This is a genomic window from Haloprofundus halobius (assembly GCF_020097835.1).
GTDB lineage: Archaea > Halobacteriota > Halobacteria > Halobacteriales > Haloferacaceae > Haloprofundus > Haloprofundus halobius.
In genome coordinates this window covers 940,226-953,058 of the sequence record NZ_CP083666.1, presented here as the reverse complement: position 1 = coordinate 953,058, position 12,833 = coordinate 940,226, and the positions used below count along the sequence as shown (strand labels likewise).

At 58.7% G+C, this 12,833-nt stretch carries 7 protein-coding genes, 1 tRNA gene and 3 rRNA genes; 6 read left to right on the top strand and 5 right to left on the bottom strand.

Features of this window, described 5'->3' with window-relative positions:
- Positions 1–7 precede the first annotated feature (7 nt).
- Positions 8–565, bottom strand: coding sequence for a hypothetical protein (locus tag LAQ74_RS05030; protein WP_224335678.1), 558 nt, complete (start codon positions 563–565; stop codon positions 8–10).
- A gap of 353 nt (positions 566–918) precedes the next feature.
- Positions 919–1,488, bottom strand: a complete 570-nt coding sequence (locus LAQ74_RS05025; protein WP_224335676.1) for a hypothetical protein — start codon at positions 1,486–1,488, stop codon at positions 919–921.
- Positions 1,489–3,020: 1,532 nt separating this feature from the next.
- Between LAQ74_RS05025 and LAQ74_RS05020 the strand changes: the two genes are divergently transcribed.
- Complete coding sequence (locus LAQ74_RS05020; RefSeq protein WP_224335674.1) at positions 3,021–4,226, top strand: Cdc6/Cdc18 family protein; 1,206 nt, start codon at positions 3,021–3,023, stop codon at positions 4,224–4,226.
- Positions 4,227–4,339: 113 nt separating this feature from the next.
- Here LAQ74_RS05020 and LAQ74_RS05015 read toward each other — a convergent pair whose 3' ends face one another.
- Complete coding sequence (locus LAQ74_RS05015) at positions 4,340–5,161, bottom strand: helix-turn-helix transcriptional regulator (RefSeq protein ID WP_224335672.1); 822 nt, start codon at positions 5,159–5,161, stop codon at positions 4,340–4,342.
- 109 nt (positions 5,162–5,270) lie between these two features.
- Entirely contained in the window at positions 5,271–5,831 is a 561-nt protein-coding gene (locus tag LAQ74_RS05010; protein WP_224335671.1) for a TATA-box-binding protein, read from the bottom strand.
- Positions 5,832–6,382: 551 nt separating this feature from the next.
- On the opposite strand from LAQ74_RS05010, the gene LAQ74_RS05005 reads away from it, so the two are divergent.
- The 5 genes from LAQ74_RS05005 to LAQ74_RS04985 all read left to right on the top strand — a co-directional run bounded on the left by LAQ74_RS05005 (position 6,383) and on the right by LAQ74_RS04985 (position 12,513).
- Positions 6,383–7,855 (top strand): 16S ribosomal RNA (locus LAQ74_RS05005).
- Between the two features lie 147 nt (positions 7,856–8,002).
- Positions 8,003–8,074: transfer RNA gene (locus LAQ74_RS05000), tRNA-Ala, on the top strand.
- A 223-nt stretch (positions 8,075–8,297) separates the two neighbouring features.
- A 23S ribosomal RNA gene (locus LAQ74_RS04995) occupies positions 8,298–11,213 on the top strand.
- A 164-nt stretch (positions 11,214–11,377) separates the two neighbouring features.
- Positions 11,378–11,499, top strand: a 5S ribosomal RNA gene (gene rrf, locus LAQ74_RS04990).
- The 16S, 23S and 5S rRNA genes sit together here with 1 tRNA gene alongside, the layout of an rRNA operon.
- A gap of 159 nt (positions 11,500–11,658) precedes the next feature.
- Positions 11,659–12,513 carry a hypothetical protein gene (locus tag LAQ74_RS04985; protein WP_224335669.1) on the top strand — a complete coding sequence of 285 codons (855 nt, stop codon included), beginning with the start codon at positions 11,659–11,661 and terminating at the stop codon, positions 12,511–12,513.
- Here LAQ74_RS04985 and LAQ74_RS04980 read toward each other — a convergent pair whose 3' ends face one another.
- Positions 12,514–12,792, bottom strand: a complete 279-nt coding sequence (locus tag LAQ74_RS04980) for a DUF8124 family protein (protein ID WP_224335667.1) — start codon at positions 12,790–12,792, stop codon at positions 12,514–12,516. It abuts the gene before it with no gap.
- Between the last annotated feature and the right edge of the window lie 41 nt (positions 12,793–12,833).

Sequence of the window (12,833 nt, the reverse complement as noted above, 5' to 3'; positions counted from 1 at the left end):
ACCGGTGTTAACCGGGCGGCAGTTCGTGAGACGACCGGGACGAAAGGCGGGTATAAACCGATTCGATGTCGACTCGGCCGATCCAACTGGGAAGCTCTTCGAGCGAGCGGTATCCATCGAGATACGTGTACTCGAACGGCTTCGCCTCGAAGTTTCGGAACGCCTCGACGGGGTGCTCCTTCGCGACGGCGATGAACATCCGGCCGTCGGCGTCGACGTGCGGCGTCAGCTCGTACTGCAGATACAGCGCGCTGACGGCGAGCGCACTCGCCAGCGGAACCGGACCTTTGGTCAGTTGCCACGTCACGTCTCGGTCGGTGTACTCGACCGTGGCGACGTATCCGTCGGCGACGCGGAAACATTCGACTACCGTATCCGCATTGCGCCACCGGACATCGGTTCGTGTGAGCCAGACGCGTTTCCACGGGTGGGCTGTTCGCTCCGGCGAGAGTCGGGCCCCGGCCCAGTTCGCGCCGAGCCGAACCGTCTCGCGGACGGGTGAGGTGACTCGCCGGAGTAGTCGCCGTGTTCGTGTCGCCGTTCTCCCCAAAGCTGGCGTTCGCATGATGTGTCTTTTCGGTCCGAGAGACGTCCGACGTGCTTCGGCCTGAGAGACGCCCGCCGTTCTTCAGACTGTCGTCCGTTCGAACGTGCCCTGAGTAGTTATATCCCCGCTTGTAGAGCCTCTAAGCAACTATCTCGCTGGTTTAAACGTTAAGAGAGGGAGTATGTGTAGAGCGGGATCAAGTGTGAGCGCTGGGGCATGTGTAGAATGGAAGTATGTGAAGAGTGGGAACCTGTGTGAGCGCTGGAGCATGTGTAGAATGGAAGTATGTGAAGAGCGGGAGAGTGGGATGCCGCCGATGTGATGGTCGAACGACGAGCGAACGAAACGAAGGGGGAGTCGTCGCGATACCCTCAACTCGGTCGGCAGGCGATCGTGAGCAACTGCCGCTTCGACCGGAATCGACCGTTGCAGGCGCAGCAGTAGACGTGGCCGTCCCCCGGAGCAGTCGTGAGACGGTGGTCGCCGACGTCGAACGGGCGTTCGACGATTCGGGGGCGAATGCGCGAGGGTATCCGACGCTCGGGGTCGTCGCTGAGCGCCGCCCGAAGGCGAATCGTGTGAACGTCGTCGGATGTCCAGCGGTCGGCGGCCATCGCCTCCTCCCAGTCGGCGATTTCGGTCCACGCGGTGACGACGACGGGTGAAGTCGTCTCCGTGTCGCCGACGACGACGAGGAACCGAACCCCGTCGCGAACGAGTGCGAATCGCCATCCCTCGGTCCGATTCCACCTAAGCTGTCCGTATTTGATCGCGTCGCTCACGACGGGAAGCGAGACGTAGCGACCCGGCTGTCGCAGTCGCTCTCGGAAGTGGTCGGTGAGCGCGTAGAGAGTCGGGTCTCTGAGCGGAGGGTCGTGTGGCGTCCGTTTCGAGCGGATGCTCGGCGATTCGACGAATTGACCGCCGTGTCGAGTGGCCACTAATAGCACGTATCTTCGGCGTCGTTATTGACTGTTACGCCCATCAGCACGGCGCGAGACACAGTCGAGAGAGCTTGTAGGGGAGTAGAGTGGACGGTAGGCGTACCGAGTCGAAAGCTATCGTCGAACCGAAAACTGTCGTCGAATCGGGTCGAGAGAAGTCGAATCGAATCAGGGCGGTTGAATTGGGGCGGTTGAATCAGGTCGCGTCGTCGAATGGGTTTGGCTCAGAATCGATGATTCGAGCCATGTCGAGTTGGGTTTTCGAGTGTCCGCGGGAGGCTTCGTCGAACTTCCGGTCGGAAACGCCCCCAACGCGATGCATTGCCACACCGGGTTTCCGGTGAATCGAGTTCCGCACTACGTTTCCGATGCACAGAACTCGTTTTGCCCCCTCCCTGGTGTCGGCCGATCGAGAGAACCGGCTCACGTGAAGCGGGAAGCGATGGACGTCACGTCAAGGACGACACCGGATTTCCGGTGAATTCGTGTGAGGTTTGCAGCGAATCGAGGGGAGAAACGTGGAGATAGGGTAGAAACACACCACGTTTCCGATGAAAGTCCGGGACTCAGCAGACGTAGCGAATACGCCGCGGCGTCTCCGGAGCGCTATCGAGAGAATTCGGGTGTTCGAGAGATTCAGATGGGAGACACCGTGTTTCCGGTGAAATCGAACGTTCTCTCCGATTAACGTGGACTATTCCAGTACGCTCACTAACTATCCGGTGAAGGAGTCGAGCGAGTGAGAGAGAGAGAGAGTCACACTACGTTTCCGGTGAAACGTGGGAACTGGAGTGTGGACCCTCTCCGCTCCGGACCGTCGAACTGCATCGCTTTTTGGTCGATTCGAAGCTCCAGCAGTCATTCGTGTACGAACGTCCAGTCGGGCGCGGACACACCACGTTTCCGGTGAACGCCATAAATCGAGCATAGCGTCGGCTCAAGCGCGCAAATCAGAGGATAAACGACCATATTTTCCGGAATCTGTTGTCGGGGATTACTGTCTCCCGACGCAAGGATACCAATTGATTTATATCATAATCCGGTTAATAGTCCATTAAACTGGTCGCAGATATTTTAGAGTGAGGTCGCGAACGAGCGGCACCGGAACCGGAGGCTGGAATAATCATACAGGCTCGTGGTTCGACTGTTTCTCATATCGACTCTCTGCCTCGAACGTTTTCTCGTACCGACTCTCTGCCTCGACTTTCGACTGAGGATTCGCTTTGTCTGGGGATTTCTCGGGGAACGAACCGATCGAAGTGTGTGGGCCGTGTGAACTCACCTGAAACGGTGCGGTATCTCGCAGTTTCTCGTGTGCGTGACGCAGTTTCTCGTGTGTGTGAGCCTCCACAAATGGTTGGATGAGTCTACCGCGGATGGCTGGAGGGGTCACCTCGTTTCCGGTGAACCTGAACCTCTGTTTCGCCTGGACACTCCCCCACCTTCGAGCCGGTTCACCGGAAACGTGGTGTGTGTGTCGACACTCCAAAATGAGAAACCATTTCACCGGAAACGTGGTGTGGTCGGGTATGCCGGACGCAGGGGACGACCTCTTCACACGCGAGGACCCGATATTCGCCAACAAGGAGTTACTCGAGATCAGCCACCTCCCGGGAGAGGGCCGCATCGTCGGACGCGACGACGAGATTTCGGACCTCGCGACGGCGGTCAATCCCGCGATCTTCGGACAGAGTCCGAGCAACGTCCTCATCTACGGGAAGACGGGGACCGGAAAATCACTCTGCGCGAAGTACGTCTCCCAACGGCTCGTCGAGACGGCCAGCGAGGAAACCGTCAACGCGACGTTTGCGTACGTCGATTGCGCGCAGGACACGACCGAGACGCAGGCGGTTCAGACTATCGCTGACAGCGTCAACCAGTCGGAACTCACCGACATCAAAGTTCCCGACAAGGGCCTCAGTACGGCGACGTACTACAAGCGCCTGTGGCGGATCTTGGACGTGACGTACGATGTCGTCCTCATCATCTTAGACGAGATCGACAAATTGGAGAACGACGATATTCTCATGCAACTCTCGCGTGCGGGCGAAGCCGGAAAGATCGAGAACTGTAAACTCGGCGTCATCGGTATCAGCAACAAAATTCAGTACAAAGACCGGATGGACGAACGCGTCAAGAGCAGTCTCTGCGAGCGCGAATTCGTTTTCCCGCCGTACGACGCCAACCAACTCCGCGATATCATGGACGCGCGCAGCGACGCCTTCCGCGACGGCGTGCTCGACCCGTCGACGATTCCGCGGGCGGCGGCGCTCGCGGCGCGCGAACACGGTGACGCACGGAAAGCTATCGACATCCTCCGATACGCTGGCGAAATCGCGCAGTCGAACGGCGCGCCGACGGTCAAGGAAATCTACGTCACGCAGGCACGCGAGCGCGCGGAGACTGACCGGTTCCGCGAACTCATCCGGGGGTCGACACCGCACTCGCGATACGTGCTTCAGGCGCTCGCGGTTCTTGCGCTATCGAACCAGCGAAAGGACGGCTTCCGCACCAGTCGCGTCTACGAGATATACGAGAGTATCTGTCGGCAGGAGGGGTCGGACAGTCTCTCGCTGCGTCGGGTGCGCGACCTCCTGAAGGAGCACGCCTTCCTCGACATCATCGAGCAGTCGAAACACAGCGGCGGAAGCGCAGAGGGTAGCTACACGAAACACCAACTGCTGGAGAACCCGGAAGTCGTCAAAGAAGTGCTCACCGAAGACGGGGAACTGTAGCGTTTCGCGGTGTTTTCGAGCCGACTGGAGGGCCGAATCGGATCAACGAGAGGCAACTCCGTTCGGGTCAATGTGGGAGATGTGTATATATTTTATTGACTCATACATATATATTAGAAATAATAAAATGTGATCGAACCGATCACAGACGCCGGCGCGGGGTCTCGCTGCGTTATCCTCGTGTCGGCTCCGGAGAAGTCGTCGGTTCGATCTCCGTCGCCGTCGATGCACGCGATGAGGTTCCCCCGGTCGTACGCGCCGAGCCACGCGTATCCGTCGAAGACGGCGAGACCCATCTCGACCGGTGACGGGGAGAGATAGAGGGTGAACTGGTCGAGTTCGTTGGCTCTCTCGAACGCCTCCGGGTCGATCTCGGGAGAGGCCTCCAGCATCGACGCGTCGACGACGAGTTCCATCTCGGTCTCCGGGCCGATGACCTCCGCCGCCCCGTTGAACACCCGACTGACTACGGGAGAGATCCCGTAGTACGTCTCCACGGGGTCGGAGCCGAGCACCGTGAGATAGCGGTCTATCGGTGCGTGCGGGTTCTCCGCGGTTCCGGTGGTGACCGTCGCTCGTCGGAGGAGCTGGTGTGAGAGTTCCGCGAGCGAACTGTCGATGTTTGCGACGCAAGGAGCCAATCGCTCCGCATTCTCGCTCGCTTCGACGAGGTCTCGGTACCGACTCAGCATGAGTCCCCCGTCGAACGTGAGGTGGTACCTGTGAGAGCGCTTTTCCACCCAGCCGCGGTCGACGAAGTCGGAGAGCGCCCGTTGAACGGTCTCGCGCGTGCACGGACACGTCTCCGCGAGTTCTATCGGCCGCTGTAGCGTCCGATGCAGTTGTTCGAGCACGGAGACCCTGCTCGCCGACCCGACCAGAAACGCGATATCCTCGCGTGCGGTTATCGGACCGACTGTTTCCGACGCCCACATATGACGGTTCTGTCCGTCTCGTAGACCGGTTCGCGCACGTGTGTCGAACCGGGGCAGTTCTTCGCAGAAACCCGTCCCGGAGAGGACGGCTCTGGTGTCGCCGGAAGCTCTAACCCAGAAGACCGAGGTTCTGAATCCGCTCGACAATCTCTTCGACGGCGGTCTCCGCGTCGTCGGTCCGCTTTCCGCCGGTGATGACGATCTTTCCGCTTCCGAAGAGCAGGATGACCACTTCAGGGTGGTCCATCCGGTAGACGAGGCCAGGGAACTGCTCGGGTTCGTACTCGACGTCTTCGAGGCCGAGACCGATGGCCAGCGCGTTCAAGTTGAGGTTGTGTCCGAGGTCGGCGCTCGAAACGATGTTCTGGACCGTGATCTCGGGGCTCTCCTCGACGGGGATGCTCAACTCTCGGAGCTTCTCGAAGATGATGCCGAGGGCTTCGTGGACGTCGTCTATGCTCTTGGCTCCCGTACAGACGATTTTCCCGGAGCGGAAGATGAGCGCGGCCGCCTTCGGATTCTGCGTCCGGTAGACGAGGCCGGGGAAGTTGTCGGGGTTGAAGTCGGCTCCGGGGAGGTCTTCCGCGAGCGCCTCCAGGTCGAGCTCCTGTCCAATACCAGTCGATGCGACTACGTTCTGAATCTCGATTGAGTTTGCCGGCGTCGTCATTGTTCGGTCTGGATTCCTCGCCCCGGCCTTATAAACCGACACGAATCTTGTCTCACACATACGTGCGAATGATAATATTACTATCGTGTCTGGTCTCGGTCAGTCGCCGCGGACATCAACCGACTCTCTGATAGAAATTGAGAGTTCGCGTGAAGACGTCTACCGTGTTGGACGGTAACTCGAATTTGTCGTTATTTTTCGGATATAGGACCGAATCAACACCCTTAAGTTCTACGTGCCGCTCAATAGGAATGCAGCAAGACGCGATATGATTCGGTGGCCGTTCGACCCGGTCACCAGTCACGGACCGCCGATGGGATTCGACGGGTTTATACCCGTCAATCGCATCGACTTAGGTCCGAAGGAAATGAGGATTCCGCCCCTGCGGTCCGCCGTACAGACGGAATCTGATGTGAGCCAACGTAGTTCGGTGACACCCGACCGACCGACGGTCCCGTCGCCGAACTCGGACCATGCAATACCTATAACGGTGATTCGCTCTCGTCAGAGAGCAAATCCCGCCACGCCCCCCGAGTCTCTGACTCGGGAGCATTCCGGTTGATCCTGCCGGAGGTCATTGCTATCAGGGTCCGATTTAGCCATGCTAGTTGTACGAGTTCAGACTCGTAGCGGATAGCTCAGTAACACGTGGCCAAACTACCCTACGGAGAGCGATAACCTCGGGAAACTGAGGCTAATAGCTCATACCGTACTCGCGCTGGAATGCCGAGTACCACAAACGCTCCGGCGCCGTAGGATGTGGCTGCGGCCGATTAGGTAGACGGTGGGGTAACGGCCCACCGTGCCGATAATCGGTACGGGTTGTGAGAGCAAGAGCCCGGAGACGGAATCTGAGACAAGATTCCGGGCCCTACGGGGCGCAGCAGGCGCGAAACCTTTACACTGCACGACAGTGCGACAAGGGGACCCTGAGTGCGAGGGCATACAGTCCTCGCTTTTGTCGACCGTAAGAAGGTCGACGAATAAGAGCTGGGCAAGACCGGTGCCAGCCGCCGCGGTAATACCGGCAGCTCGAGTGATGACCGCTATTATTGGGCCTAAAGCGTCCGTAGCTGGCCGCGTAAGTCCATCGGGAAATCCATCCGCTCAACGGATGGGCGTCCGGTGGAAACTACACGGCTTGGAGCCGGAAGACCCAAGGGGTACGTCCGGGGTAGGAGTGAAATCCCGTAATCCTGGACGGACCACCGATGGCGAAAGCACCTTGGGAAGACGGACTCGACAGTGAGGGACGAAAGCTAGGGTCTCGAACCGGATTAGATACCCGGGTAGTCCTAGCCGTAAACGATGCCTGTTAGGTGTGGCACCCACTACGAGTGGGTGCTGTGCCGTAGGGAAGCCGCTAAACAGGCCGCCTGGGAAGTACGTCCGCAAGGATGAAACTTAAAGGAATTGGCGGGGGAGCACTACAACCGGAGGAGCCTGCGGTTTAATTGGACTCAACGCCGGACATCTCACCAGCATCGACAGTAGCGATGATCATCAGGTTGATGACCTCTATGCTGAGCTACTGAGAGGAGGTGCATGGCCGCCGTCAGCTCGTACCGTGAGGCGTCCTGTTAAGTCAGGCAACGAGCGAGACCCGCATCCTTAATTGCCAGCAACACCCCCGGGTGGTTGGGTACATTAAGGAGACTGCCGTGGCTAACACGGAGGAAGGAACGGGCAACGGTAGGTCAGTATGCCCCGAATGTGCTGGGCAACACGCGGGCTACAATGGCCGGGACAAAGGGTTCCAACCTCGAAAGAGGGCGGTAATCTCAGAAACCCGGTCGTAGTTCGGATTGTGGGCTGAAACTCGCCCACATGAAGCTGGATTCGGTAGTAATCGCGTATCAGAAGTGCGCGGTGAATACGTCCCTGCTCCTTGCACACACCGCCCGTCAAAGCACCCGAGTGAGGTCCGGATGAGGCTACCACACGGTAGTCGAATCTGGGCTTCGCAAGGGGGCTTAAGTCGTAACAAGGTAGCCGTAGGGGAATCTGCGGCTGGATCACCTCCTACTGACCCGTGACCACCCCGACGTGGGTGGCACACCTTTCATTGCGCGCGTCCGAGATCGCTGACGACCCGTCGATCGGTCGGGCACCTCAGAACTACGTTGGCTCCACAAAGACGCTCCTGCTCTTCACGACCGAAGAGCAGGAGTGGGCCCATAGCTCAGTGGTAGAGTGCCTCCTTTGCAAGGAGGATGCCCAGGGTTCGAATCCCTGTGGGTCCATACTCGGACCTGATTCGAGAACCGTGTGCCTTAAGTGGCAGACGCCACTCGATTCAGATCCGAAGCAAGACCGATGCACCACCCCGTGCAAGCGCGGGTGGGAAGGGTTGAACACGCGACCATTCACTCCGGCGCGTGTCATGAAACCGTGTGTACGTGCAATCCAGACGTCCACTGGACCCGTTCGTTTACTCGAACGGATTACAGTGTCCATCACTATACCATCGTATGGCTACTTTGCCATCTGGTGGATAGCTCGGCTCGAGAACCGACGAAGGACGCGCCAAGCTGCGATAAGCCTCAGGGAGCTGCATGGAAGCGAAGAACTGAGGATCTCCTAATGGGAATCCCTTCACAATTGCCTTTGCGCAATAGGGAACGTCGGGAACTGAAACATCTTAGTACCGACAGGAAAAGAAAGCAAACCGCGATGTCGTTAGTAACGGCGAGTGAAGACGACACAGTCCAAACCGAAGCCCTCACGGGCAATGTGGTGTTCGGACTGACCACCATCGACCAATCATCGACGAGAAGTCTTCTGGAACGAAGCGTGATACAGGGTGACAACCCCGTATCGTCGACGAGCGGTCGTGGGTCAAATCCAGAGTAGCGGGGGTCGGATATCCCTCGTGAATGTGGCTGGCATCCTCAGCCAAGACTAAACATTCCTCGAGACCGATAGCGAACAAGTAGCGTGAGCGAACGCTGAAAAGCACTCCGAGAAGGACCGTGCAATAGAGCTTGAAATCAGGTGGCGATGGAACGACGGGGCATGAAAGGCCCCTCAACAAACGACCCAGGAGCGATCCTGCAGTAGAACTTGAGGGGAGCCGATGTCGCGTCGTGCGTTTTGAAAAACGAACCAGAGAGTGTACCTATTCGGCGAGTCTAACTCGATTATCGAGGGAGGCACAGGGAAACCGATACGGCCGCAGCCTTATGGCCAGGGCCACCGTCTTCAAGGGCGGGGAGCCGCGTGGGTACGACCCGAAACCGAGTGATCTACACGGGGGCAAGGTGAAGCGTGGCGAAAGCCACGTGGAGGCCTGTTAGAGTTGGTGTCCTACAATACCCTCTCGTGACCCATGTGTAGGGGTGAAAGGCCCATCGAACTCGGCAACAGCTGGTTCCGACCGAAACATGTCGAAGCATGACCTCAGCGGAGATAGTTCGTGAGGTAGAGCGACCGATTGGGAGACCCGCCTCCGAGAGGAGTCGGCCTCCCTGTCAAACTCCGAACTTACGAACGTCGTAGAAGCTGGGAGTCCGGTTTGCGGGGTAAGCCTGTGAACCGTAAGGGAGACAACCCAGAGCTGGGTTAAGGACCCAAAATGTGGACTAAGTGCAATCGAAGATAGTCTCGAGCCCTAAACAGCCGGGAGGTGAGCTTAGAAGCAGCAACCCTCTAAGAAAAGCGTAACAGCTTACCGGCCGAGGTTTGAGGCGTCGAAAATGATCGGGGCTCAAGTCCACTTCCGAGACCCGGCGGTACTCTTATAGAGTAATCCAGTAGGTCGGCACTCTGAGCGGGTGGAAGCACGGGTGAGAACTCGTCGTGGACCGCTTAGTGACGAAAATTCTGGTCACAGTAGCAGCGAGAGTCGGGTGAAAACCCCGACGGCCTAATGAGCAAGGGTTCCTCGGCACTGCCAATCAGCCGAGGGTTAGCCGATCCTAAGTCCTACCGTAACTCGAATAGGACAAAAGGGTAACTGGTTAATATTCCAGTGCTATCACCACTCAAAGTCGACGCCTGGGGGTAGATCGAGCCGGACAGTCGTCCGGTCGAATCACCAAACTCCGTGGAAGCCGTCATGGCACGAAGCGGACGAACGGTGAGACAGCGCAAGTCGATCCAACCTCGGGCCCGTGAAAAGACGAGCGTGATATTCGTACCGAGATCCGACACAGGTGCTCAGGCAGAGAAAGCCAAGGCCTGTCGGGATAACCGACGTTAGGGAATTCGGCAAGTTAGTCCCGTACCTTCGGAAGAAGGGATGCCTGCCCCTCACAGGGCAGGTCGCAGTGACTCGGACGCTCCAACTGTCTAGTAACAACACAGGTGACCGCAAATCCGCAAGGACTCGTACGGTCACTGAATCCTGCCCAGTGCAGGTATCTGAACACCTCGTACAAGAGGACGAAGGACCTGTCAACGGCGGGGGTAACTATGACCCTCTTAAGGTAGCGTAGTACCTTGCCGCTTCAGTAGCGGCTTGCATGAATGGATCAATGAGAGCGTCACTGTCCCAACGTTGGACCCGGTGAACTGTACATTCCAGTGCGGAGTCTGGAGACCCCCAAGGGGAAGCGAAGACCCTATAGAGCTTTACTGCAGGCTGTCGCTGGGACGTGGTCGCTGATGTGCAGCATAGATAGGAGTCGTTACGCAGGCACCCGCGCTAGCGGGCCGCCGAGACACCATTGAAATACTATCCGTCAGTGACTGCGACCCTCACTCCGGGAGGAGAACACCGGTAGCCGGGCAGTTTGACTGGGGCGGTACGCGCTCGAAAAGATATCGAGCGCGCCCGAAGGTTCTCTCATTCGGGTCGGAAACCCGAAGAAGAGCGCAAGAGCAAACGAGAGCCTGACAGTGACATTCCCAACGAGTGTCGCTGACACGAAAGTGTGGTCTAGCGAACCGACGAGGCCCATAGATGGGGCCCGTCGATGACAGAAAAGCTACCTTAGGGATAACAGAGTCGTCACCGGCAAGAGCACATATCGACCCGGTGGCTTGCTACCTCGATGTCGGTTCCCTCCATCCTGCCTGTGCAGAAGCAGGCAAGGGTGAGGTTGTTCGCCTATTAAAGGAGGTCGTGAGCTGGGTTTAGACCGTCGTGAGACAGGTCGGCTGCTATCTATTGGGGGTGCGAGGTATCTGACGTGAACGATCGTATAGTACGAGAGGAACTACGATTGGTTGCCACTGGTGTACCGGTTGTCCGACAGGGCAGTTGCCGGGCAGCCACGCAACACGGGGTAAGAGCTGAACGCATCTAAGCTCGAAACCCACATGGAAAAGAGATACCATCAAGGTCACTCGTAGAAGACGAGTTCGATAGACTCGGGGTGTACGCAACGAGGCAACGAGTTGTTCAGCCCGCGAGCACTAACAGACCAGCCATCACTCATACCGCATGGGTATAGAGGTTTTCAGACGCTGCATTCGTTCGAGAACTCGAACGGGTCCAGGCGTTAACTGGATTGCACGTACATTACGGTTCAAGTAAGCCCAAGACAGTACGTCTTGCAGACCGACTTTGGAAGAAAGAACGGTTCGAGTCCGTTCGTCGGCGTTAAGGCGGCCACAGCGGTGAGGCAACACCCGTACCCATCCCGAACACGGAAGTTAAGCTCACCAGCGTGAACGCAACTACTGGAGTGTGCGAGCCTCTGGAAACACGTTCTCGCCGCCTCTCCTCATACTTCATTCATCGCCCACCGAGCGACAGCACCGCTCGGTGGGCAAACTCCATTTCGAACCGCTGTGGCTATATTTCGTCGTAGCTGAACACAATCATCAGACCACCGGCACACTTATCTTTCTATCCCGCACGACATGGATAAGGAACATCACTATGGGTGACTCTTCGGCGTCAACGGCCGTTCGTTCGGGACTCCACCTCCGCAAAGGAGGGGACGAGGCTCCGTTACCGTCGGCGCTCACCCAGAGCCAGTCGGTCGATGTCGTCGCCGTACTGACCGAGACGACGCCCGACGAGTGGGTCGACCGATGGCGAACGGAGGTCGGACCGGACCCGGCCGGACACACGATTCTCACCGTCGACGAGACGACCCGGAGCGCAGCGGCGTCGACGTCGAACGGACCACTCTTCGGCGGCATCTCAGTAACGACCACGGCCGCGCCGGTGTCGCCCGACGTCGTCGCCGACACCCTCGAAACCGCGCTCGCGCGCCCGGCCCCCGAACGGGAACTGTTCGTCTGGGTGGAGTCACTTGCGCCGTTGTCGGCGGGTGAGTCCACGATTCCGCTGTTGAAAACCCTCCGAAAGCTCCGCGAGAGCATCACCGTGACCGCGGTCTGTCACACCGAGACGGGGCCCGTCGACACAGCCGTCGCGGACCTGTTCGACAGCGTCGCCGTCGCCGAACCGGTGTCGGCCCGCATCGACCGACTTCGCGCGGAGAACCCGACGAACTTCGGTTATCTCCGTCGACACTGGCGAGACACCAAGCGCGCGATCGACCAGTCGACCCGAAGCTACCCGCAGGCCCGCCAACTGCACGCCGACTTGGGAGAGACGGAGACGACGCCACAGAGTCTCGGCGTCGCCCTGCAGGCGCTCGTCGAACTCGGCGTCATAGAACTGTGGAACGACACCGTCGGGTCGAACCGCTACGACCTAACCACGTACGACGCCGAACTGCTCGACGCAGTCGGTGAGTCGTTGGCGAACGCAGAAACGGAGTAGTTACGTCTCCGTCGACGGCGCGCGAAGCGACTCGTCGACGACGGTTCCGCCCGGTTCCAACGTCACCGTTCCCAGAGACACCGTCTCGCCCGTCGGCGTCGAGGCGGATATCTCGCGGAGCACTGTCTCCTGGTCGAGGCGCTCCCAGACGACGCGTTCGACGAGTCGCTGGAACTCCTCGGGGTCGGTCCATCCCGAGTCGATGTCGGAGGGGACGCGGACGACGAACTGGAGGTCGGTCTCGGTGACGTGGATGCCGACGCCGAACGTATCGCTCATGCGCGGTCGTTCGTCGGAGAGACACAAAGAGCCGTTGAACC